At 40.0% G+C, this 22,407-nt stretch carries 21 protein-coding genes, 1 tRNA gene and 1 other RNA gene; 21 read left to right on the top strand and 2 right to left on the bottom strand.

Translation table 11 applies throughout. The features are described 5' to 3' along the window. Positions 1 to 81: 81 nt before the first annotated feature. From KJR31_RS06035 to KJR31_RS06040, 3 genes are all read left to right on the top strand, one after another. A tRNA-Asn gene (locus KJR31_RS06035) sits at positions 82 to 155 on the top strand. 189 nt (positions 156 to 344) lie between these two features. Next, positions 345 to 581 (top strand): sigma(X)-activator ComW, encoded by a 237-nt coding sequence (gene comW / locus KJR31_RS08565; RefSeq protein WP_250319704.1) that lies wholly within the window; start codon positions 345 to 347, stop codon positions 579 to 581. Positions 582 to 820: 239 nt separating this feature from the next. Then, positions 821 to 2,107 (top strand): adenylosuccinate synthase, encoded by a 1,287-nt coding sequence (locus KJR31_RS06040; protein ID WP_214262537.1) that lies wholly within the window; start codon positions 821 to 823, stop codon positions 2,105 to 2,107. A 480-nt stretch (positions 2,108 to 2,587) separates the two neighbouring features. On the opposite strand, the gene KJR31_RS06045 is transcribed toward KJR31_RS06040, so the two are convergent. Beyond that, positions 2,588 to 3,127 carry a hypothetical protein gene (locus KJR31_RS06045; RefSeq protein WP_214262538.1) on the bottom strand — a complete coding sequence of 180 codons (540 nt, stop codon included), beginning with the start codon at positions 3,125 to 3,127 and terminating at the stop codon, positions 2,588 to 2,590. A 301-nt stretch (positions 3,128 to 3,428) separates the two neighbouring features. Between KJR31_RS06045 and tadA the strand changes: the two genes are divergently transcribed. The 10 genes from tadA (at position 3,429) to KJR31_RS06095 (ending at position 10,113) form a co-directional block, all read left to right on the top strand. Next, positions 3,429 to 3,896 carry a tRNA adenosine(34) deaminase TadA gene (gene tadA / locus KJR31_RS06050; RefSeq protein ID WP_214262539.1) on the top strand — a complete coding sequence of 156 codons (468 nt, stop codon included), beginning with the start codon at positions 3,429 to 3,431 and terminating at the stop codon, positions 3,894 to 3,896. A 32-nt stretch (positions 3,897 to 3,928) separates the two neighbouring features. Continuing rightward, an RNA gene (gene ffs / locus KJR31_RS06055) (signal recognition particle sRNA small type) lies at positions 3,929 to 4,027 on the top strand. A gap of 54 nt (positions 4,028 to 4,081) precedes the next feature. Continuing rightward, positions 4,082 to 4,525, top strand: a complete 444-nt coding sequence (locus KJR31_RS06060; RefSeq protein ID WP_214262540.1) for a dUTP diphosphatase — start codon at positions 4,082 to 4,084, stop codon at positions 4,523 to 4,525. Beyond that, the gene (locus KJR31_RS06065) at positions 4,485 to 5,042 is read left to right on the top strand and encodes a histidine phosphatase family protein (protein ID WP_214262541.1); all 558 of its coding nucleotides are present in this window, start codon (positions 4,485 to 4,487) and stop codon (positions 5,040 to 5,042) included. Before KJR31_RS06060 ends, KJR31_RS06065 begins: the two co-directional genes overlap by 41 nt. 16 nt (positions 5,043 to 5,058) lie before the next feature. Next, on the top strand, positions 5,059 to 5,550 hold the full coding sequence (locus KJR31_RS06070; protein ID WP_214262542.1) for a hypothetical protein: 492 nt from the start codon (positions 5,059 to 5,061) through the stop codon (positions 5,548 to 5,550). A 39-nt stretch (positions 5,551 to 5,589) separates the two neighbouring features. Then, complete coding sequence (gene radA, locus KJR31_RS06075) at positions 5,590 to 6,954, top strand: DNA repair protein RadA (RefSeq protein WP_214262782.1); 1,365 nt, start codon at positions 5,590 to 5,592, stop codon at positions 6,952 to 6,954. A gap of 70 nt (positions 6,955 to 7,024) precedes the next feature. Beyond that, positions 7,025 to 7,720: a TIGR00266 family protein gene (locus KJR31_RS06080; RefSeq protein WP_214262543.1), complete on the top strand. Its 696-nt coding sequence runs from the start codon at positions 7,025 to 7,027 to the stop codon at positions 7,718 to 7,720. Positions 7,721 to 7,878: 158 nt separating this feature from the next. Further along, positions 7,879 to 8,373 (top strand): beta-class carbonic anhydrase, encoded by a 495-nt coding sequence (locus KJR31_RS06085; protein ID WP_214262544.1) that lies wholly within the window; start codon positions 7,879 to 7,881, stop codon positions 8,371 to 8,373. Positions 8,374 to 8,588: 215 nt separating this feature from the next. Beyond that, the gene (locus KJR31_RS06090; RefSeq protein ID WP_214262545.1) at positions 8,589 to 9,557 is read left to right on the top strand and encodes a ribose-phosphate diphosphokinase; all 969 of its coding nucleotides are present in this window, start codon (positions 8,589 to 8,591) and stop codon (positions 9,555 to 9,557) included. Between the two features lie 118 nt (positions 9,558 to 9,675). Next, positions 9,676 to 10,113 carry a CoA-binding protein gene (locus tag KJR31_RS06095; protein ID WP_214262546.1) on the top strand — a complete coding sequence of 146 codons (438 nt, stop codon included), beginning with the start codon at positions 9,676 to 9,678 and terminating at the stop codon, positions 10,111 to 10,113. Positions 10,114 to 10,141: 28 nt separating this feature from the next. On the opposite strand, the gene KJR31_RS06100 is transcribed toward KJR31_RS06095, so the two are convergent. Next, positions 10,142 to 11,152, bottom strand: coding sequence for a YeiH family protein (locus KJR31_RS06100; protein WP_214262547.1), 1,011 nt, complete (start codon positions 11,150 to 11,152; stop codon positions 10,142 to 10,144). 154 nt (positions 11,153 to 11,306) lie between these two features. On the opposite strand from KJR31_RS06100, the gene KJR31_RS06105 reads away from it, so the two are divergent. The 8 genes from KJR31_RS06105 (at position 11,307) to KJR31_RS06140 (ending at position 22,395) form a co-directional block, all read left to right on the top strand. After that, positions 11,307 to 12,476, top strand: coding sequence for a pyridoxal phosphate-dependent aminotransferase (locus KJR31_RS06105; protein WP_214262548.1), 1,170 nt, complete (start codon positions 11,307 to 11,309; stop codon positions 12,474 to 12,476). Further along, a complete protein-coding gene (recO, locus tag KJR31_RS06110) occupies positions 12,473 to 13,243 on the top strand; it encodes a DNA repair protein RecO (RefSeq protein WP_214262549.1) in 771 nt (256 codons plus the stop codon). Before KJR31_RS06105 ends, recO begins: the two co-directional genes overlap by 4 nt. Next, on the top strand, positions 13,240 to 14,232 hold the full coding sequence (gene plsX, locus KJR31_RS06115) for a phosphate acyltransferase PlsX (protein ID WP_049496635.1): 993 nt from the start codon (positions 13,240 to 13,242) through the stop codon (positions 14,230 to 14,232). The genes recO and plsX overlap by 4 nt, the downstream gene beginning before the upstream one ends. A 10-nt stretch (positions 14,233 to 14,242) precedes the next feature. Then, positions 14,243 to 14,479, top strand: coding sequence for an acyl carrier protein (locus KJR31_RS06120; protein ID WP_214262550.1), 237 nt, complete (start codon positions 14,243 to 14,245; stop codon positions 14,477 to 14,479). A gap of 209 nt (positions 14,480 to 14,688) precedes the next feature. Next, on the top strand, positions 14,689 to 16,842 hold the full coding sequence (comA, locus tag KJR31_RS06125) for a peptide cleavage/export ABC transporter (protein WP_214262551.1): 2,154 nt from the start codon (positions 14,689 to 14,691) through the stop codon (positions 16,840 to 16,842). Between the two features lie 12 nt (positions 16,843 to 16,854). Continuing rightward, positions 16,855 to 17,772, top strand: a complete 918-nt coding sequence (locus KJR31_RS06130; protein ID WP_214262552.1) for an HlyD family efflux transporter periplasmic adaptor subunit — start codon at positions 16,855 to 16,857, stop codon at positions 17,770 to 17,772. 160 nt (positions 17,773 to 17,932) lie between these two features. Beyond that, on the top strand, positions 17,933 to 18,640 hold the full coding sequence (purC, locus tag KJR31_RS06135; protein WP_214262553.1) for a phosphoribosylaminoimidazolesuccinocarboxamide synthase: 708 nt from the start codon (positions 17,933 to 17,935) through the stop codon (positions 18,638 to 18,640). Between the two features lie 29 nt (positions 18,641 to 18,669). Further along, complete coding sequence (locus KJR31_RS06140; protein WP_214262554.1) at positions 18,670 to 22,395, top strand: phosphoribosylformylglycinamidine synthase; 3,726 nt, start codon at positions 18,670 to 18,672, stop codon at positions 22,393 to 22,395. The last annotated feature ends 12 nt before the right edge of the window (positions 22,396 to 22,407 follow it).

The following is a 22,407-nucleotide window of genomic DNA, read 5'->3' on the forward strand; positions in this document are numbered from 1 at the left end:
CGAACACAGAAGTTAAGCCCTAGAACGCCGGAAGTAGTTGGGGGTTGCCCCCTGTGAGATATGGAAGTCGCTTAGCTGTTATCCGCCATAGCTCAGTTGGTAGTAGCGCATGACTGTTAATCATGATGTCGTAGGTTCGAGTCCTACTGGCGGAGTATTTAAACGTTCTAAGGAACGTTTTTTTTATTTTATAATTTTTTTAGAACTTTTATTTTTGTATCTATCAATGCCTATTTTGTCTATTTTATGTTAGTTTAGCTTTTGATTCTTACTTTATAGGATTTATGGTCATTTTAGTATGCCTTTCTGTTAAACTTTTTTTATCAATAAGAAAGGTTTTTTATATGCTTCAAAAATACTACGATCGTTCTTTGCTTTTTCTAAAACAAGTCGAAGAAGAATATTCATTTTTTCTACAGAGTAATGATGAATGGGAATTACTTCATCTAAAATTTTTATTATATTACTTAATTCGTTTTAGGATAAAGAGTGAGAATGATTTTATTCTCTGTCACTTTAGAGCTGCATATCGTCTTTATCTCAATTATTTGCTTGGTCAGAATTTGAATTATTCATTTTAAATAAGTTTTTTTCATTTTTTACGAACAATAATAATAGATTATTTAAATTTATATAGAATAAGCTAAATAATTATTGTTTTTCAATTTAAAAATAAAAGAAATCCCTAATCTTTTCTAGTGTTTATCCTTGATAAAATAGGCTTTTTTTCTTATAATAAATTGTAAGATATTATTGTGGGTGAGAGTCCCACCATGTATATGAGAAAGGACGAGCCCTTAGGCTCAGACGAAAATTTATTATGACTTCAGTTGTTGTTGTAGGTACCCAATGGGGTGATGAAGGTAAAGGAAAAATTACTGATTTTCTTTCAGCTAATGCGGAAGTGATTGCTCGTTACCAAGGTGGTGACAATGCAGGTCACACGATTGTGATTGATGGAAAGAAATTTAAGCTACACTTGATTCCTTCTGGAATTTTCTTCCCAGAAAAAATCTCTGTAATTGGAAACGGAATGGTTGTAAATCCAAAGTCTCTTGTAAAAGAATTAAATTATCTCCACGAAGAAGGTGTTACAACAGATAATCTTAGAATTTCTGATCGTGCGCATGTTATTTTGCCTTATCACATTGAGTTAGACCGTCTTCAAGAAGAAGCTAAGGGTGATAACAAGATTGGGACGACAATTAAAGGAATTGGTCCAGCCTATATGGACAAGGCAGCTCGTGTTGGAATTCGTATTGCGGATCTTTTGGATAAAGAAATCTTCCGTGAGCGTTTAGAACGTAATCTTGCCGAAAAGAATCGTCAATTTGTAAAATTGTATGATAGTGAACCTATTTCAATTGATGATATTTTTGAAGAATACTATGAGTATGGTCAACAAATCAAGCAATATGTGACTGATACTTCTGTTATCTTGAACGACGCGCTTGATAATGGTAAACGGGTTCTCTTTGAGGGTGCACAAGGTGTCATGTTGGATATTGACCAAGGTACTTATCCATTTGTTACTTCATCAAACCCAGTGGCTGGTGGTGTGACAATTGGTTCTGGAGTAGGTCCAAGCAAGATTGACAAAGTTGTCGGTGTATGTAAGGCTTATACAAGTCGTGTAGGTGATGGTCCTTTCCCAACTGAGCTATTTGATGAAGTTGGTGATCGTATTCGTGAAGTGGGGCATGAGTATGGGACAACTACTGGGCGTCCTCGCCGTGTAGGTTGGTTCGACTCAGTTGTTATGCGTCATAGCCGTCGTGTTTCTGGTATCACAAATCTCTCTTTGAACTCTATCGATGTTTTGAGTGGATTGGATACAGTAAAAATCTGTGTAGCTTATGATCTTGATGGTCAACGTATAGATTACTACCCTGCTAGTCTCGAACAATTGAAACGTTGTAAACCAATCTACGAAGAATTGCCTGGTTGGTCTGAAGATATCACTGGAGTACGTACTTTGGAAGACCTTCCTGAAAATGCACGTAACTATGTTCGCCGTGTTAGCGAATTGGTGGGTGTTCGTATTTCTACATTCTCAGTAGGTCCTGGTCGTGAACAGACAAATATTTTAGAAAGTGTTTGGTCATAGGAGATTTTTTAAGATTTGTTTAAGACAGGTCGGATATACTATAGACAGTTACAAGAAGACCTCCTAACTTGTTGTAACAAATTTCCTAAACTTTTCTTTTTCATAATAATCTCCCTATAAAGTCACCGCATTCGGTGGCTTTTTTTGTCAGCTTTTAAGTCATATTTAGGTGGCTTCTTTACTTTTAAGACAAAGAGAAAAACAGTGGGACAGAAATCTTTAGAACAACTCTCGATTTGGTACACCCAGATCTGCGAGGTTTCAACATTTGGGTAAATTGGTTAAAGTTGTGAATTGAGAAAAGAAGTTTTGGTAAAAGAAGCTTTTTGAATTCTCAAATACCAACAAATCGTTCAATTTGTCATCACATCGAAGGCGCATAACTAAGAAAAAATGAGGTTGGGATTTCTGATCCCAGCCTCTTCAGTGAACTATTTTCTTGAGAATTTGTAAGTTAGACAAACTTGAATTTTTTCTGAATCAGCTTACTTGATTATCTGATTTATCACTTTGAAATTGCTTCATTTCGTGCCTAAAAGCATCTGCTTTTAGTTTGTCTGTGATGATACTGACTCTGACTAGCTTATTTAGTTTTTTTTCATGTCCTTCTAAAAAAATAGGATTTCTAATTTTTATGCTTAACTTTACGCAATTAAAAGGACGCTTTTTAATGGTTATTTGTTCGATATCTTGAAGTCCAAATTGATAATGTAATAGGCTGTGGCCTCTACTGCTATAGGTATAATACTGAACAATATTGTTTTTATAAATTTCTAATTTTACTCCATTTATGAAGAGATAATACCCCATAAACCATATAAGGAGGGGAGCATAAATCAGCGCTACCGCCATAACAATTTTGTCTGCAAAATCAGTATTGTAAGTCATCAGACGCTTCAGAATCCAGAGAATCATAACAGATATAGATATCATGGATGGTCTCCCTACTCTATTAAATGTATCTTTATATGGAAACATCAAGGTAAGTTTTGGTTCATCCTGTAAAAATTCTAATTTCATTATTTACCCTTTCATCTTGTTTATTATTTAAATCTCAGGCTAATCATCTCTTGGAGACTTATAGTTAAAAATCTTCCGACAGATCTGGACATTCTGTATCACTTGTATCCATTACTCTCAGTTCAGGATTCCTAGTGTTTCTCTAAATTTTGCTACCATTATACTCTTTTTATAACATTATTTCTACAAACCAGAGATTGAATACTATCTAAAGTTGGTTTCTGCAAATATTATAGAGCTCTTTTTTTGTCTAGGAAAACATGCTATAATGATAGAATTGATAGCTAGGAAGAGAGAAGAGATGAATTACACGCTTGAAGAAAAAGAAGCTTTTATGAGAGAGGCATTAAAAGAGGCAGAGATTGCTTTAGAGCATGATGAAATCCCCATTGGTTGTGTAATTGTCAAGGACGGAAAAGTCATTGGGAGAGGACACAATGCGCGAGAGGAGTTGCAACGGGCAGTCATGCATGCGGAAATTATGGCCATAGAGAATGCTAATTTGAGCGAAGAGAGTTGGCGTTTGCTCGATTGTACGCTTTTTGTGACCATTGAGCCTTGTGTCATGTGTAGTGGGGCAATTGGTCTCGCACGGATTCCAAACGTGGTCTACGGGGCTAAAAATCAGAAATTTGGCGCTGCCGGGAGCTTGTATGATATCTTGACAGACGAGAGACTCAATCACCGCGTGGAAGTTGAAACAGGTGTTTTAGAGAATGAGTGTGCAGAGATTATGCAGGACTTTTTCCGAAATCGACGTAAAAAATAATTTCTCTTTTAAAATAGAGGGGAATATGGTATAATAGCTAGTGGAGCAACAGTTCTGCGTGAAGCGGGTCAGGGGAGGAATCCAGCAGCCCTAAGCGAGTGTGAATTGTGTGCTCTTTTTTCGTGCTTTTTTCGAATAAATAAGATAAAATAGCCTAGAATAAAAGATAATAGAAAAGAGAAAATATGAAAATTCGTGGATTTGAATTGGTTTCTAGTTTTACAGATGAAAACCTGTTGCCTAAGCGTGAGACGGCTCATGCAGCTGGATACGACTTAAAAGTTGCAGAACGCACTGTCATTGCTCCAGGAGAGATTGTCTTGGTTCCGACAGGGGTTAAGGCCTATATGCAAGCTGGAGAGGTGCTTTATCTTTATGATCGTTCCTCTAATCCTCGTAAAAAAGGTCTGGTCTTGATTAACTCTGTGGGTGTCATTGATGGGGACTACTATGGTAATCCTGGGAATGAGGGACATATCTTTGCTCAGATGAAGAACATTACCGACCAAGAAGTTGTTCTTGAAGTTGGGGAACGTGTGGTTCAGGCTGTCTTTGCTCCTTTCTTGATTGCAGATGGAGATGTGGCTGATGGCGTTCGGACTGGTGGATTTGGATCGACCGGGCACTAAGATGAAGATTATCTTTGTACGTCATGGAGAGCCAGATTACCGTGAGTTAGAGGAGCGTTCTTATACGGGATTTGGGATAGACTTGGCCCCTTTATCGGTGAAAGGAAGACAACAAGCTCAGGAACTTTGCAAAAATCCTTTGTTTGGATCAGCTGATATACTGGTGTCTTCTGCAGTGACGCGAGCATTAGAAACAGCTTCTTATGTATCTTGTGCTACTGGGCTTCCTTTGAGAGTGGAGCCATTATTGCATGAATGGCAGGTTTATGAAACAGGTATAGAGAACTTTGAAACAGCTAGATGTCTGTTTTTAGAAAACAAGGGGGAGTTGCTCCCAAATTCTCCTGTTCAATATGAGACAGCTGTAGGGATGAAGTCTCGTTTTCTAGAATGCATGGCTAAGTATCGGGAACATCAAACTGTGGTAGTTGTAGCCCATCGCATGCTCATGCGCCAATTTGTACCAGACGAGAAGATTGATTTTTGCCAAGTGATTGAATGTGAGATAGAGATATAGAAAGAAGCACAATGGAATGAGTTATAAGGATTTTCAAGCTTTTACCGTAGAGAATTGTCAAGGCTATAAGAAAGTTTATGAGATTAGTATTGGAGGTTTTCTTTACCTAGCATTTCTCCCTGATGCCTATCATAAAATTCTTTGCATTTCTTCAGAATATATGTCAATTATCGATAGTGAAAACGGTCAAATTACTCCAATAGAGGGAGATTATGATGAAATGGAATTGATAGCCATGTGTGAGGGCTATGATACTCCTATTCGTATTGCTGGTCAATATGGAGGAAGTCTCCCTCTGGATAATGGTAAAGACGTCAGAGTAATCATGGATAAAGACCAATCTGAAGAATATCCAATTTTAACCATTTATTGGGAAAAAGGCGAGGAAGCTAAAAGTCAAATTTATAAAGGTTATTTACCCTATATTTTTGGATTTAGTCCGGATGGTCGGTATTATGTCCATGCGGATGACGGTGGATTGACTGTTCTGAAACAAGATAGTTGCTGACGTGAAAATAATAAGAGATTTTATAATGAGAGGATTAGAATTATAGTAAAGAAAAAAGCGACATTTGTATGTCAAAATTGTGAGTACAATTCACCTAAATACCTAGGGCGTTGTCCCAACTGTGGAGCTTGGTCTTCCTTTGTTGAGGAAGTCGAAGTTGCAGAGGTCAAGAATGCACGTGTTTCCTTGACAGGTGAGAAAACAAAGCCCATGAAACTGGCTGAAGTAACGTCCATCAATGTCAATCGAACTAAGACCGAGATGGAGGAGTTTAACCGAGTCCTTGGCGGCGGAGTAGTCCCAGGAAGTCTGGTCCTCATCGGGGGAGATCCAGGGATTGGGAAGTCCACTTTACTCCTACAAGTCTCGACCCAGCTGTCTCAAGTAGGAACAGTTCTCTATGTCAGCGGTGAGGAGTCTGCTCAGCAGATTAAACTTCGTGCAGAGCGATTGGGAGATATCGACAGTGAGTTTTATCTCTATGCAGAGACCAATATGCAGAGCGTACGAGCAGAAGTCGAACGTATCCAGCCTGATTTTCTCATCATCGACTCCATCCAGACGATTATGTCTCCTGAGATTTCTGGAGTTCAAGGGTCAGTTTCTCAAGTGCGGGAAGTTACGGCAGAGCTCATGCAGCTGGCCAAAACCAATAACATTGCTATCTTTATCGTCGGCCATGTGACCAAGGAAGGAACCTTGGCGGGTCCGCGTATGTTGGAGCATATGGTGGACACGGTTCTTTACTTTGAAGGGGAGCACCACCATACTTTCCGTATCTTGAGAGCTGTCAAAAACCGCTTTGGTTCGACCAATGAGATTGGAATTTTTGAGATGCAGTCAGGTGGCTTGGTTGAGGTTCTCAATCCAAGTGAGGTATTTCTGGAAGAACGCTTGGATGGAGCAACTGGTTCGTCCATCGTTGTGACTATGGAAGGGACACGTCCAATTCTTGCTGAAGTGCAGGCATTGGTGACGCCGACCATGTTTGGAAACGCTAAGCGTACGACGACAGGCCTTGACTTCAATCGTGCAAGCTTGATTATGGCTGTTTTGGAAAAACGGGCAGGTCTCTTGCTTCAAAATCAGGATGCCTATCTCAAATCAGCTGGTGGTGTCAAATTAGATGAACCTGCTATTGATCTGGCAGTTGCAGTTGCTATTGCTTCGAGCTACAAGGACAAACCAACCAATCCGCAAGAATGTTTTGTAGGAGAGTTGGGCTTGACGGGAGAGGTGCGTCGTGTCAATCGTATCGAGCAACGCATTAATGAGGCTGCTAAGCTTGGATTTACAAAAATCTATGTGCCAAAAAATTCTTTGACTGGCATTAAACCGCCTAAGGAAATTCAGGTGGTTGGAGTGACGACTATTCAGGAAGTCTTGAAAAAGGTATTCTCCTAATAGTTATGCTCAGTTTTAGATTGTAAAACATTTTATTGCTAATATTTATTAAAACAAGGAGGAATTTCTGATGAAATTTTCTATGGATAGTCACATGCAATTTCCTTTGGTAGAGTTGTCGCTCAATCAGGGAGAAACGGTCTTTATTCAGCGCGGTAGCATGGTCTACCATACACCTAATGTAAGTCTCAATACCCAGCTCAATGCAAGCGGTTCTGGTTTGGGACGTTTTGTCAAAGCTGTAGGGCGTTCAATGGTTTCTGGTGAAAGTACCTTTATCACTCAAGCTGTTGCGGAGTCTGACAACGGAAACCTTGCTTTAGCACCAGATACTCCTGGTCAAGTGATTGCTCTTGAGCTAGGCGAAAAGCAGTACCGATTGAATGATGGTGCCTTTTTAGCTCTTGATGGTACAGCTTTCTATACAATGGAGCGCCAGTCTATTGGGAAAGCTCTGTTCGGAGGGCAAGGCGGTCTCTTTGTGATGACTACCCAAGGTCAGGGAACTCTTTTGGCCAATGCCTTTGGATCTATTAAGAAAATTGAGTTGCAAAACCAAGAAATAACGATTGACAATGCCCATGTGGTAGCTTGGAGTCAATCTCTGGACTATGATATCCACTTAGAAAATGGCTTCTGGCAGTCTATAGGTACGGGTGAAGGAGTGGTGAATACCTTCCGAGGTACCGGTGAGGTCTATGTACAAAGTCTCAATCTTCAGAGCTTTGCAGGCTCCCTCAATAAGTATATCCAAAAAGGATCATAAACATAAAACTAGGACAGAAGCCCAAGCTAGAAGCTGGATATCTCTGTTCTAGTTTTTTCAATGAAAGCTGAAAACTGACAAGACAAAGAAAAGATGGTAAGATAGAATAACAATAATTTGGTGTTCAAATTATCTGGCAGATTAGAAAGTGAGTTGTCATGTCCTATTTTGAAAATTTTTTAAAGGCCAACCAAGCTTATGTAGAACTACATGGAGATTTGCACTTATCCATTAAACCTAAGACCAAGGTTGCAATCGTAACTTGTATGGACTCGCGTTTGCACGTTGCACCAGCTCTAGGGTTAGCTCTTGGAGATGCCCATATTTTACGGAATGCGGGTGGTCGAGTGACGGATGATATGATTCGCTCACTCGTGATTTCCCAGCAACAAATGGGAACAAGAGAAATTGTGGTGCTCCATCATACAGACTGCGGCGCTCAAACCTTCAATAACGAGGATTTCCAAGAACATTTGAAATGTGAATTTGGAGTAGATGTATCTGGGCAGGACTTTTTACCGTTTCAAGACATCGATGAGAGTGTCCGTGAGGATATGAAGTTGCTGCGAGAATGCCCCTTAATTCCCGAAGATGTTATTATTTCAGGAGCTGTTTACGATGTGGATACAGGGAGTATGAGAGAAGTATACTAACTTTATAGTTGAAAATTTCCAATGTGCCGTGAAGTAGGATGATAAGATTGACACATTTCATCCTCAATATCACCAATATAAAATAGCACAAGACAAGAGTATAAAAGTCAGCTCTTGTCTTATTTTTTATTGAAAAATCGAGAAAAAAGCGCTACAATGGTAGATGGAAAAATGTTGTGAAAAACACAAGTGATACATAAATACCGGAGGAAATCATGTCTTTTTCTGATTTAAAGCTGTTTGCCCTTTCTTCAAATAAAGAATTGGCAGAACGTGTGGCACAAGAGATTGGGATAGAATTGGGAAAATCGACTGTTCGTCAATTTTCAGATGGAGAAATTCAAGTTAACATCGAAGAATCTATCCGTGGGAAACATGTCTTTATCTTACAATCAACTAGCTCACCTGTAAATGACAATCTACTAGAGATTTTGATTATGGTTGATGCTTTGAAACGTGCTAGTGCAGAATCTGTCAACGTTGTAATGCCTTACTATGGTTATGCGCGTCAGGATAGAAAGGCTAGAGCGCGTGAACCAATCACTGCAAAACTCGTTGCAAATATGCTTGAAGTAGCTGGAGTAGATCGTTTGTTGACAATTGATTTGCACGCTGCACAGATTCAAGGATTCTTTGATATTCCTGTTGATCACTTGATGGGTGCTCCTTTGATTGCGGATTACTTTGAGCGCCGTGGCATGGTTGGATCTGACTATGTGGTAGTAAGTCCGGACCACGGTGGTGTGACGCGTGCTCGTAAGCTAGCTGAATTTTTGAAAACACCGATTGCTATCATTGATAAACGTCGAAGTGTAGACAAGATGAATACTAGTGAAGTGATGAATATCATTGGTAAAGTAGAGGGCAAAACTTGTATCTTGATTGATGATATGATTGATACAGCTGGAACTATCTGTCATGCTGCCGATGCTTTGGCTGAAGCTGGAGCTGTGGAAGTTTATGCTAGCTGTACTCACCCAGTATTATCAGGACCAGCTTTGGAGAACATCCAAAAATCTGCTATCAAAAAGTTGGTGGTTTTAGATACTATTTACCTTCCGGAAGAACGTTTGATTGATAAGATTGAACAGATTTCTATTGCTCACCTCCTTGGTGATGCTATTGTACGTATCCACGAAAAACGCCCACTTTCTCCATTATTTAGTATCGAGAAAAAAATCTAATCTTTCACTTGAATAAATGAATTTCCTAGCAGGTTTTCTCCTGCTAGGAAATTTTTTGTAGCCAAAAACTGCAAGCCTTTTCAAAATGTGCTATACTGATGAAAAAAGGAGGGTTTCTATGACTCAAGAATTTATCAATCCAAGTGATGGTGTGGTCCGTCAGTATCTAGCAACTAGTAAAACCTTAGCCGTAGTGGGCTTGTCTGACCGTGAGGAGACAACTAGTAATCGAGTGACCAAGGAAATGCAGGCTCGTGGTTATAAAATTATTCCAGTTAATCCCAAGGCTGCAGGTGGTCAAATCTTGGGAGAAAAGGCTTATGCTAGCTTAGCTGAGATTCCTTTTCCTGTAGACATTGTCAATGTTTACCGACGCAGTGAATTTTTACCGGATGTAGCGCGTGATTTTCTCAAAGCGGATGCCAAGATTTTTTGGGCGCAATTAGGGCTTGAAAGTTTGGAAGCAGAAGAAATCTTGCGTGCTGGAGGATGCGATGATATCGTGATGAATCGTTGCATCAAGAGAGAACATACACGTTTAATTCTTGAACAATAAAAAGGTAGCTTGCGGGCTACCTTTTGTCTTAGAAAAGACCAATGAGTGTTTGCATACCCAGACTAGTTAGGATGATGGCAATCCAGCAAAGAGCTCCAAGAAGAATGGCCTGTCCACTGGATTTGATCATAGCAATGAGGTTAGTTTTGAGACCAATAGCACTCATAGCCATGATGATGAGGAATTTGGAGAGTTGTTTGAGAGGTGAAAAGAAGCTATTGCTGACACCAAAAGAAGTAAGGACGGTGGTTAGCAGAGAAGCTAGGATAAAGTAGAGGATGAAAACGGGGAAGATTTTTTTAAGCTTCACTCCTTGGTTGTTACCTTGTTGACGGCTTTGCCAGTAGGAGAGGAAGAGAGTAATAGGGATAATAGCTAGGGTGCGTGTCAGTTTAACAATAGTGGCAGACTCAAGAGTGTTGGTATGGTAAAGACTATCCCAGGCACTAGCAGTAGCTGTCACAGAGGAAGTATCGTTGACCGCAGTACCCGCAAAGAGAGCAAAACCTTCGTTGGAAAGATGGAGCCAAGAACCTAGAGTTGGGAAGATAAGAGCTGCCAAGACATTGAAGAAAAAGATAACAGAGATGGCTTGAGCCACTTCTTTTTCCTTGGCGTGAATAACGGGGGCAGTCGCTGCAATTGCAGAACCACCACAGATAGAAGAGCCTACTCCAATCAAGGTAGCTAACTTTGCATCCAGATTAAAAAAGCGCTGGAAGAGATAGGCAACAATCAAGGCTATAGAAATGGTGGATAGAATGACAGGGAGGGAAGATTTTCCTACTGCAAAAACTTGAGAGATATTGAGTCCAAACCCAAGCAAGATAACAGCATACTGAAGTAATTTCTTAGAGCTGTAAGTCAAGCCGGCTTCCAGTTGTTTATAGGGAGTGAGAAAGGGGTGGAGAATCATTCCGATAAAAATGGCGAAAACAGGTGCTCCCACAACAGGCAGAAAGCCTCCTAAAACCCAAGAGATGATTGAGATGATCAGACAGGCTAACAGTCCTGCCCAATTTTTTGATAGAAATGACATAAAAACCTCCGAAAATAAGCACTTCTTATTATAATCTTGTCTGTCAGAAAAGTAAAATAGAAAGTGGGAATAAGGTTGCAAATAAACGGAATTTTGCGGTCAGAGAGCTTTTGTAGTATAATAGATATATGTTCTTTGATCAAGGAGGATATATATGGACTTAACCAAACGATTTAATAAACAATTAGATAAGATACAAGTTTCCTTGATTCGTCAATTTGACCAGGCTATTTCAGAGATTCCTAGTGTCCTGCGATTGACCTTGGGAGAACCAGATTTTACAACGCCAGATCATGTCAAGGAAGCTGCAAAGCGAGCCATTGACCAAGATCAATCCTACTATACAGGGATGAGTGGTTTGTTGACATTGCGTCAGGCGGCGAGTGAATTTGTAAAAGAGAAATATCAGCTAGACTACAATCCAGAGAATGAAATCTTGGTCACAATTGGTGCGACAGAGGCTCTGTCAGCTACTCTGACAGCTATTTTGGAGAAAGGAGACAAGGTTCTTTTGCCAGCTCCTGCCTATCCAGGTTACGGGCCAATAGTCAATCTAGTGGGTGCAGAGATTGTCGAGATTGATACAACTGAAAATGGTTTTGTTTTGACGCCTGAGATGTTGGAAAAGGCAATTTTGGAGCAGGGGGACAAGCTCAAGGCAGTTATTCTCAACTATCCAGCTAATCCGACAGGGATTACTTATAGTCGCGAGCAATTAGAAGCCTTGGCAGCTGTTTTACGCAAGTATGAGATTTTCGTAGTCTGTGATGAAGTCTACTCAGAATTGACCTATACAGGGGAAAATCATGTGTCTTTGGGAACTATGTTAAGAGATCAGGCAATTATCATTAACGGTCTTTCTAAATCCCATGCCATGACAGGTTGGCGTTTAGGTTTTATCTTTGCACCAGCAAACTTCACAGCTCAACTCATCAAGAGTCATCAGTATTTGGTTACTGCTGCAAACACTATGGCACAACATGCTGCGGTAGAAGCCTTAACAGCGGGTAAGAACGATGCGGAACCAATGAAGAAGGAATATATCCAACGTCGGGACTACATTATTGAGAAGATGACTGACCTTGGTTTTGAGATTATTAAACCAGATGGGGCTTTCTATATCTTTGCTAAGATTCCTGCAGGTTACAATCAAGATTCCTTTGCTTTTCTGAAGGATTTTGCTTACAAGAAGGCTGTTGCCTTTATCCCTGGTGCTGCCTTTGGACAGTATGGAGAAGGCTATGTTCGCCTATCTTATGCAGCTAGCATGGAAACCATCAGAGAGGCTATGAAACGACTTGAGGAGTACATGAGAGAAGCATGATTCAATCGATTACGAGTCAGGGTTTAGTACTTTACAATCGAAATTTTCGAGAGGATGATAAGCTTGTTAAAATCTTTACAGAACAGGCAGGTAAGCGCATGTTTTTTGTCAAACACGCCGGCCAATCCAAACTAGCTCCTGTCATTCAACCTTTAGTCTTAGCCCATTTTCTCCTAAAAGTCAATGACGATGGACTTAGTTATATAGAAGATTATCATGAGGTGAAGACTTTTCCGAAAATCAATAGTGACCTCTTTGTTATGGCTTATGCGACTTACGTTGCAGCCTTGGCAGATGCGAGTTTGCAGGATAACCAAGAAGATGCTCCCTTATTTGATTTTTTGCAAAAGACTTTAGAGCTGATGGAAGAGGGTCTGGATTATCAAGTTTTGACCAATATTTTTGAAATTCAAATATTGACACGTTTTGGAATCAGTCTCAACTTTAATGAGTGTACCTTTTGTCATCGTGTGGGGCAAGCCTTTGACTTCTCCTTCAAATACGGGGGTTGTCTTTGTCCCGATCATTACCATGAAGATGAGAAACGATGTCACTTAAATCCCAATATTCCTTATCTGCTCAATCAATTTCAAGCCATTGATTTTGAGACCTTGGAGACTATCTCACTTAAGGCCGAAATCAAGCAGGACTTGCGCAAGTTTATGGACCAAATCTATGAGGAATATGTCGGCATTCATCTGAAATCAAAGAAATTTATTGATTCCCTAGCCGACTGGGGACAACTACTGAAAGAGGAAGACAAATGAAAAAAATCGCAGTTGATGCAATGGGTGGCGATTACGCACCACAAGCTATTGTAGAGGGAGTTAATCAAGCCCTTGCTGACTTTTCAGATATTGAAGTCCAACTTTATGGAGATGAAAGCAAAATCAAGCAATATCTAACAGCTACAGAGCGCGTTAGTATTATCCATACTGATGAAAAAATCGACTCAGATGATGAGCCTACAAAAGCCATCCGCAAGAAGAAAAATGCCAGCATGGTATTGGCAGCTAAGGCTGTCAAAGATGGAGAGGCAGATGCAGTTCTTTCTGCAGGAAATACAGGTGCCTTGTTGGCAGCGGGATTCTTCATCGTTGGTCGTATCAAAAATATTGATCGACCTGGATTGATGTCAACATTGCCAACTATTGATGGAAAAGGTTTTGACATGCTTGACCTTGGTGCCAATGCAGAAAATACCGCCCATCACCTTCATCAATATGCAGTCCTAGGCTCCTTCTATGCTAGAAATGTTCGTGGTATTGAAAAACCTCGTGTAGGTTTGCTTAATAACGGGACAGAGAGCAGCAAGGGAGATCCACTCCGCAAGGAAGCCTATGACCTATTAGCGGCTGACGAGAGTTTGAATTTCATCGGGAACGTGGAAGCACGTGATTTGATGGATGGTGTTGCTGATGTAGTCGTAACAGATGGTTTCACGGGAAACGCTGTGCTCAAAGCTATTGAAGGGACTGCTATGGGTATCATGGGCTTGCTCAAAAATGCTATTGTAGGTGGCGGTCTTAGAGCCAAGCTAGGTGCTTTCCTTCTTAAGGATAACCTCAGAGGTTTGAAAAAACAGCTCAACTATTCAGATGTTGGAGGTGCGGTCTTGTTTGGTGTTAAGGCGCCAGTAGTTAAGACTCATGGTTCAAGTGATGCCAAAGCTGTCTATAGCACAATACGCCAGATTCGTACCATGCTTGAGACAGATGTAGTTGCCCAAACTGCGCGTGAATTTTCAGAGGAATAAGGAGAATAATATGACAGAACAACAAATTTTCGACCGTATCGTGACCATCATCCAAGAACGTCAAGGAGAGGACTTTGTAGTTACTGAAAACTTGAGCTTAAAGGATGATTTAGATGCTGATTCAGTAGATTTGATGGAATTTGTCCTAACAATTGAGGATGAGTTTGGAATCGAAATCGGTGATGAAGAAATTGATAATCTCCAAAGCGTCGCAGATGTATTAGAAATTATCAAAAATAGAATATAAAAAAAGCAACATGCAGAGCATGTTGCTTTTTTGTCGTGTGGAATATTTATTTTAACGGATTTATCAATCCATATGCTTGCTTAAACTTTTAAAAGTGCTATTTGGGTGTAGATACTGTTTTTTTAGAAAGAGTTATCAATTTCTTATTTTGTTTGGCTAAAATAATCTTACAGAACTTTTAATTAGGTTGTTAAGAAAAGGATAAGAATATGAAATTCAGAAAAAAACACTATCGCTCACAGATGGATCAGAAGGACTGTGGAGTGGCTTCATTGGCCATGGTGTTTGGCTGTTTTGGAAGCCATTATTCATTAGCACGTCTGCGTGAATTAGCCAAAACGACTATAAATGGGACGACAGCTTTGGGTCTGGTGAAGGCTGCGGAAACATTAGGTTTTGAGCCACAAGCCATTCAAGCAGACATGACTTTGTTTGATTCTCCAAATTTAATCTTTCCTTTTGTAGTTCACGTGCTTAAGGACAAAGAATTCTTTCATTATTATGTAGTGACAGGGATGGATCAGCAGAACATTCATATAGCTGACCCAGATCCAGAGGTTAGATTGACCAAACTATCGCGTGAAAGATTTGAAGAAGAATGGACAGGGACAACTATCTTTGTGGCTCCCTCCCCAAATTATCAGCCACATAAGGACAAGAATCAGAGTTTGACTTCTTTTCTACCTATTTTGATAAATCAGAAAGGTTTGATCACCAATATCATATTAGCGACCGTTCTAGTAACCTTGATTAACATCGTTGGTTCATACTACCTACAATCTATTATTGATACCTATGTACCGAATCAGACATCTTCGACCCTAAGTATTATTTCTATATGCCTTGTTATCGTTTATGCTCTTCAACAGATTTTGTCTTTTGCTCAAGATTACCTTTTAATTATCCTTGGACAACGTCTATCGATTGATGTTATTTTATCTTATATCAAACATATTTTTAATCTACCTATGTCCTTTTTTGCAACACGTCGGACGGGGGAAATCGTGTCACGATTTACAGATGCTAATAGTATCATAGATGCCTTGGCTTCAACCATTATTTCAATTTTTCTGGATATATCTATGATGTTGATGATTTCCATAATTTTGTTTTTGCAAAATAATAATCTCTTTTTCATAAGCTTATTAAGCCTTCCCATTTATGCTGTAATTATTATTGCTTTTATGAAACCTTTTGAAAAGATGAACCGGGATACCATGGAAGCAAATGCAACCCTATCATCTTCTATTATAGAGGATATTAATGGTATTGAAACGATTAAATCCTTAGCTAGCGAAAAAACACGCTACCAAAAGCTTGATAGGGAATTTGTGGACTATCTGAAAAGATCCTTTACTTATAGCAGAGCAGAAAGTCAGCAAAAAGCTCTCAAAAAATTTGCTCAACTGCTGCTAAATGTCTGCGTATTATGGATGGGTGCTAATTTCGTTATGGATGGGAAGATGAGTTTGGGCCAGTTGATTACGTATAATACACTTCTTTATTATTTCACCAATCCTCTAGAAAACATCATCAACCTTCAGAGTAAGCTCCAAACAGCTCAAGTTGCTAATAGTCGTCTCAACGAGGTGTATCGGGTCAACTCTGAGTTTGAAGGACAGAAAATGGTAGAGGATTTGAGTATGGTTCAAGGAGATATGACTTTTAAGGGAATTCACTACAAGTATGACTATGGTCAAGATATCTTATCGGATATCAATTTGAACATCAATGATGGCTCTAAAATAGCTCTTGTAGGAGTTTCAGGATCAGGAAAGTCGACCTTGGCTAAGATGATGGTTAATTTTTTCAACCCAAGTCAGGGAGAAATCAGACTGGGAGGTATGAATTTAAATCAGATTGATAAAAAGTCTCTGCGCAAACATATCAACTATTTACCTCAACAACCTTATGTATTTAATGGAACAATTTTAGAAAATCTTCTCCTTGGAGCGAAGGAGGGTACGACTCAGGAGGATATACTACGTGCAGTTGAGCTAGCAGAAATTCGTGAAGATATTGAGCGTATGCCCTTGAATTACCAGACAGAATTGACTTCTGATGGGACAGGAATTTCTGGTGGTCAACTCCAGAGGATTGCTTTGGCACGTGCTCTCTTGACAGATGCTCCTATCTTGATTTTGGATGAGGCGACGAGTAGTCTAGATATCTTAACAGAGAAACGGATAGTGGACAATCTCATGAATCTAGATAAGACCTTGATTTTCATTGCTCATCGTTTGACTATTGCTGAACGGGTGGAGAAAGTTGTTGTTTTGGATCGAGGTAAGATTGTAGAAGAGGGCAATCATGCTGACTTGCTTGCTCGAAATAGTTTTTATGCTCATTTAGTTAACTGTTAGAAAGGAGAAAGAATGTACCTTGAATTTTTAGAAAGTGCGGAATTTTATAATCGACGTTATCATAATTTTTCCAGTCGAGTGATTTTTCCTATGTCACTTTTGGTAGTGTTTATGTTTGGATTTGCAATGTTTGCAGAAAAGGAAATAAGTTTATCTTCGAAAGCTACAGTTGAACCTAGTCGTATCATTGCTAATATCCAGTCAAGTAGTAATCGGCGGATGGTAATTAATTATCTAGAAGAGAACAAACAGGTGCAACAAGGAGATTTACTTGTTCAGTATCAGGAATTAGGTGATGTACTTCAGGATGAAACCAATGCTAGTCAGTTAGAGAATTTTAGAGACTATCAAAGTAAAACAAGTAATCTTAAGAATAGTGTTACACGGGGAAATATAGGTCTCTCTTCTCAGAATTCTTCGACTGTACAAGAGCAGATAGATTTTGAACAAGATGATTTAGAAGTAAAAATAGGGGAAAAAAGCCAAACTAGTTTACTCGAAAGAGGAACAATAAGAGCCAAGGAGGACGGAGTTCTTTATCTCAATCCTGAAAGGAATCAATCTGCGGTAGTCACAGAAGGAACATTACTTGCTAAATTATATCCACTATTAGATAGAGAAGGAAGAGCAAAATTGACGGCCTATCTTAGTTCAAAAGATATTGTGGGAATCAAGATTGGAGATTTTGTGCGCTTTACCACGACTAATGCCACCAATGATCAAGTGAGACTTGTTTCTACTATCACTAGTATTGATACAATTGCAACCAAAACTGACCAAGGAAATTTCTTTAAAATAGAAGCGGAAACAAAAATAACTCGAGAACAAGCTGAAAATCTTAGGTATGGTTTAGAAGGCCGCTTACAAATAATCATAGGCAAGAAAAGTTATTTACGCTATTATTTGGATGATTTTTTGAATTGGGAATAATGTTCACTTTTTTAAATAATATTTTAAAACTGTAATCCTAAAAGGATTTACAGTTTTTATAAAACTCAAAGAGGGAATACGTTTTCGTTCGCAAAATATTTGATTTATGCTTATTATTGTGTTAGAATGAGGCAAAGTAATACGAAAGGCGAATGATAAAATGTCCAGTAAACTTATTTATACGGGAAAAGCTAAAGATATCTATACTACAGAAGACGAAAATGTGATTAAGTCGGTCTACAAGGACCAAGCAACCATGCTGAATGGAGCTCGCAAAGAGACCATCGAGGGAAAAGGTGTGCTGAATAATCAGATTTCGTCTCTTATTTTTGAAAAATTGAATGCTGCAGGTGTAGCGACACACTTTATTGAACGTATTTCTGACACCGAACAACTCAACAAGAAAGTGACTATTATTCCTTTAGAAGTTGTTCTTCGTAATGTGACGGCGGGTTCTTTCTCAAAACGTTTCGGTGTGGAAGAAGGGCTGGACTTAGAAACTCCAATCGTTGAATTTTACTATAAAAATGATGATTTGGATGATCCATTTATCAATGATGAGCATGTGAAGTTTTTGGATATTGCCAATGATGAGCAAATTGCTTATATCAAGGAAGAAACACGTCGTATCAATGAATTGTTGAAGGATTGGTTTGAGCAGATTGGTCTGCGTTTGATTGACTTCAAATTGGAATTTGGTTTTGATAAGGATGGCAAGATTATCTTGGCCGATGAATTTTCACCAGATAATTGCCGCCTTTGGGATGCTGAAGGGCATCATATGGACAAGGATGTTTTCCGTAGAGACTTAGGTAGTCTGACAGATGTTTATAAGGTTGTCTTGGAAAAGTTGCAGGGCTTAAAGTAAGTTGTTTGAATAGAAATAAAGGAAATAAAATGGATAAACGTATTTTCGTTGAGAAAAAAGCTGATTTTCGTGTGAAATCTCACTCTTTAGTAAAGGAACTACAGCATAATCTTCAGTTAAAAACCTTGAAGGACCTTCGTATTGTTCAGGTATACGATGTCTTTAATTTAGCAGAGGATTTGTTTGCGCGTGCGGAAAAACATATCTTCTCTGAGCAAGTGACCGATACTGTTTTGGATGAAGCTACAGTTAAGGCTGACCTTGAGAAGTATGCTTTCTTTGCGATCGAAAGTTTGCCGGGACAGTTTGACCAACGTGCGGCATCTTCACAGGAAGCTTTGCTTTTGCTTGGTAGTTCAAATGATGTAACGGTGAACACAGCACAACTTTACTTGGTCAATAAGGATATTGATGCGAATGAATTGGAAGCTGTTAAAAACTATCTCTTGAACCCAGTGGATTCTCGTTTCAAAGACATCACTCTTGGTATTGCGAAACAGGATTTCTCTGAGTCTGACAAGACCATTCCAAATTTGGATTTCTTTGAAACTTATACAGCAGAAGATTTTGCACAGTATAAGGCAGAACAAGGATTGGCCATGGAAGTGGATGACCTTCTCTTCATTCAAGATTACTTCAAGTCAATTGGACGTGTGCCAACTGAGACTGAGTTGAAGGTTTTGGATACTTATTGGTCTGACCACTGTCGTCACACAACTTTCGAGACGGAGTTGAAGAATATCGACTTCTCAGCTTCTAAATTCCAAAAACAATTGCAAGCGACTTATGACAAGTATATTGCCATGCGTGATGAGTTGGGACGTACGGAAAAACCTCAGACCTTGATGGATATGGCGACTATTTTTGGCCGTTATGAGCGTGCCAATGGTCGTTTGGATGATATGGAAGTGTCTGATGAAATCAATGCCTGCTCTGTTGAAATTGACGTGGATGTCAATGGTGTCAAAGAACCATGGCTTCTTATGTTCAAGAATGAAACCCATAACCACCCAACGGAAATCGAACCATTTGGTGGGGCAGCTACTTGTATCGGTGGTGCCATCCGTGACCCATTGTCAGGTCGTTCCTACGTTTACCAAGCCATGCGTATCTCAGGTGCTGGCGATATTACAACTCCAATTTCAGAAACTCGCGCTGGGAAATTGCCACAACAAGTGATTTCTAAAACAGCGGCTCACGGTTATTCTTCATATGGTAACCAAATCGGTCTTGCAACAACTTATGTTCGTGAATACTTCCACCCAGGTTTTGTTGCGAAGCGTATGGAGCTAGGTGCAGTTGTCGGTGCGGCTCCTAAGGAAAATGTTGTCCGTGAAAAACCTGAAGCTGGTGATGTGATTATCTTGCTCGGTGGGAAGACTGGACGTGATGGTGTCGGTGGTGCGACAGGTTCTTCTAAAGTTCAAACGGTTGAATCTGTTGAAACAGCTGGTGCTGAGGTTCAAAAAGGGAATGCCATCGAAGAACGTAAGATTCAACGTCTTTTCCGTAATGGTGAAGTAACACGTCTGATCAAGAAATCAAATGACTTTGGTGCTGGTGGTGTCTGTGTGGCTATCGGTGAATTGGCAGATGGTCTTGAAATTGATCTAGACAAAGTGCCATTGAAATACCAAGGTTTGAATGGAACAGAAATTGCTATCTCCGAATCACAAGAACGGATGGCCGTGGTGGTTCGCCCAGAAGATGTAGATGCCTTTATTGCAGAGTGTAATAAAGAAAATATTGACGCGGTTGTTGTCGCGACAGTAACTGAAAAACCAAATCTTGTCATGCACTGGAATGGTGAAACAATCGTTGATTTGGAACGTCGTTTCCTTGATACAAATGGTGTACGGGTAGTCGTAGATGCTAAGGTGGTTGACAAGGATGTCAAGCTTCCAGAAGAACGCCAAACATCTGCTGAAACCCTTGAGGCAGACACGCTTGCAGTCTTGGCTGACCTCAACCATGCCAGTCAAAAAGGATTGCAAACTATCTTTGATAGCTCAGTTGGTCGTTCAACAGTCAATCACCCACTTGGTGGTCGCTACCAAATCACACCAACGGAGGCTTCTGTACAGAAATTGCCAGTTCAACATGGTGTGACTCATACGGCATCAGTCATGGCACAAGGCTTTAACCCATACATCGCAGAATGGTCTCCGTACCACGGTGCTGCTTATGCGGTTATCGAAGCAACTGCTCGTTTGGTGGCTGCTGGTGCAAACTGGTCTAAGGCTCGTTTCTCTTATCAAGAATACTTCGAGCGCATGGACAAGCAAGCTGAGCGTTTTGGTCAGCCAGTAGCAGCTCTCCTTGGATCAATTGAAGCTCAGATTCAACTTGGTTTGCCATCTATCGGTGGTAAAGACTCTATGTCTGGTACCTTTGAAGAATTGACGGTGCCACCAACCTTGGTTGCTTTTGGTGTCACAACTGCAGATAGTCGTAAGGTCCTTTCTCCAGAATTTAAAGCTGCTGGTGAAAATATTTACTATATTCCAGGTCAAGCTTTGGCACAAGAAATTGACTTTGGTCTTATCAAGTCTAACTTTGCTAAGTTTGAAGCCATCCAAGCTGATTATAAAGTCACATCTGCATCAGCTGTCAAATATGGTGGTGTCCTTGAAACCCTTGCCCTTGTAAGCTTTGGGAACCATATTGGTGCCACTGTAACCCTTGAAAATCTTGAGACTGCCTTGACAGCTCAATTGGGTGGATTCGTCTTCACATCTCCTGAAGAGATTTCAGGTGTTGCCAAGATTGGACAAACAGTAGCTGACTTTACACTTACTGTCAATGGTGTAACGCTTGATGGACACAAACTTGACAGTGCCTTCCAAGGTAAATTGGAAGAGGTTTACCCAACTGAATTTGCACAAGCAACTGAGAACGAAGAAGTACCTGCAGTAGCGTCAGCTGCTGTGATTAAAGCTAAAGAAGTAGTTGAGACACCAGTGGTTTACATCCCAGTATTCCCAGGTACTAACTCTGAGTATGACTCTGCTAAGGCCTTTGAAAAAGAAGGTGCCAAAGTTAACTTGGTACCATTTGTAACATTGAATGAAGAAGCAATTGTCAAGTCGGTTGACACCATGGTTGACAATATCGAAAAAGCTAACATTATCTTCTTTGCAGGTGGCTTCTCGGCAGCGGATGAACCAGATGGATCAGCTAAATTTATCGTGAACATTTTGCTCAATGAAAAAGTGCGTGCGGCTATTGATAGTTTCATCGAAGGTGGTGGTTTGATCATCGGTATCTGTAACGGATTCCAAGCTCTTGTTAAATCAGGTCTTCTTCCATATGGTAACTTTGAAGATGTAAGCAGCACGAGTCCAACCCTCTTCTACAATGATGCCAACCAACACGTGGCTAAGATGGTAGAAACACGTATTGCCAATACCAACTCACCATGGCTTGCTGGAGTGGAAGTTGGTGACATCCATGCTATTCCAGTATCACACGGTGAAGGTAAATTTGTCGTGACAGCTGAGGAATTTGCAGAGCTTCGTGACAATGGTCAAATCTTTAGCCAATACGTTGACTTTGAAGGTAAACCAAGCATGGATTCTAAATACAATCCAAATGGTTCTGTTAACGCCATTGAAGGTATCACCAGCAAGAACGGTCAAATCATTGGGAAGATGGGACACTCAGAACGTTTCGAAGACGGTCTCTTCCAAAACATCCCAGGAAATAAAGACCAGCACCTCTTTGCGTCAGCTGTGCGTTATTTCACAGGGAAATAAAAGGTATAAAAA

The organism is Streptococcus infantis, from assembly GCF_018499575.1.
GTDB classification, from domain to species: domain Bacteria; phylum Bacillota; class Bacilli; order Lactobacillales; family Streptococcaceae; genus Streptococcus; species Streptococcus infantis_K.

Coding starts and splice junctions, on each gene's coding strand:
- comW (WP_250319704.1), top strand. CDS start 345: ATGCTTCAAAAATACTACGATCGTTCTTTGCTTTTTCTAAAACAAGTC.
- KJR31_RS06040 (WP_214262537.1), top strand. CDS start 821: ATGACTTCAGTTGTTGTTGTAGGTACCCAATGGGGTGATGAAGGTAAA.
- KJR31_RS06045 (WP_214262538.1), bottom strand. CDS start 3,127: ATGAAATTAGAATTTTTACAGGATGAACCAAAACTTACCTTGATGTTT.
- tadA (WP_214262539.1), top strand. CDS start 3,429: ATGAATTACACGCTTGAAGAAAAAGAAGCTTTTATGAGAGAGGCATTA.
- KJR31_RS06060 (WP_214262540.1), top strand. CDS start 4,082: ATGAAAATTCGTGGATTTGAATTGGTTTCTAGTTTTACAGATGAAAAC.
- KJR31_RS06065 (WP_214262541.1), top strand. CDS start 4,485: ATGGCGTTCGGACTGGTGGATTTGGATCGACCGGGCACTAAGATGAAG.
- KJR31_RS06070 (WP_214262542.1), top strand. CDS start 5,059: ATGAGTTATAAGGATTTTCAAGCTTTTACCGTAGAGAATTGTCAAGGC.
- KJR31_RS06080 (WP_214262543.1), top strand. CDS start 7,025: ATGAAATTTTCTATGGATAGTCACATGCAATTTCCTTTGGTAGAGTTG.
- KJR31_RS06085 (WP_214262544.1), top strand. CDS start 7,879: ATGTCCTATTTTGAAAATTTTTTAAAGGCCAACCAAGCTTATGTAGAA.
- KJR31_RS06090 (WP_214262545.1), top strand. CDS start 8,589: ATGTCTTTTTCTGATTTAAAGCTGTTTGCCCTTTCTTCAAATAAAGAA.
- KJR31_RS06095 (WP_214262546.1), top strand. CDS start 9,676: ATGACTCAAGAATTTATCAATCCAAGTGATGGTGTGGTCCGTCAGTAT.
- KJR31_RS06100 (WP_214262547.1), bottom strand. CDS start 11,152: ATGTCATTTCTATCAAAAAATTGGGCAGGACTGTTAGCCTGTCTGATC.
- KJR31_RS06105 (WP_214262548.1), top strand. CDS start 11,307: ATGGACTTAACCAAACGATTTAATAAACAATTAGATAAGATACAAGTT.
- recO (WP_214262549.1), top strand. CDS start 12,473: ATGATTCAATCGATTACGAGTCAGGGTTTAGTACTTTACAATCGAAAT.
- plsX (WP_049496635.1), top strand. CDS start 13,240: ATGAAAAAAATCGCAGTTGATGCAATGGGTGGCGATTACGCACCACAA.
- KJR31_RS06120 (WP_214262550.1), top strand. CDS start 14,243: ATGACAGAACAACAAATTTTCGACCGTATCGTGACCATCATCCAAGAA.
- comA (WP_214262551.1), top strand. CDS start 14,689: ATGAAATTCAGAAAAAAACACTATCGCTCACAGATGGATCAGAAGGAC.
- KJR31_RS06130 (WP_214262552.1), top strand. CDS start 16,855: ATGTACCTTGAATTTTTAGAAAGTGCGGAATTTTATAATCGACGTTAT.
- purC (WP_214262553.1), top strand. CDS start 17,933: ATGTCCAGTAAACTTATTTATACGGGAAAAGCTAAAGATATCTATACT.
- KJR31_RS06140 (WP_214262554.1), top strand. CDS start 18,670: ATGGATAAACGTATTTTCGTTGAGAAAAAAGCTGATTTTCGTGTGAAA.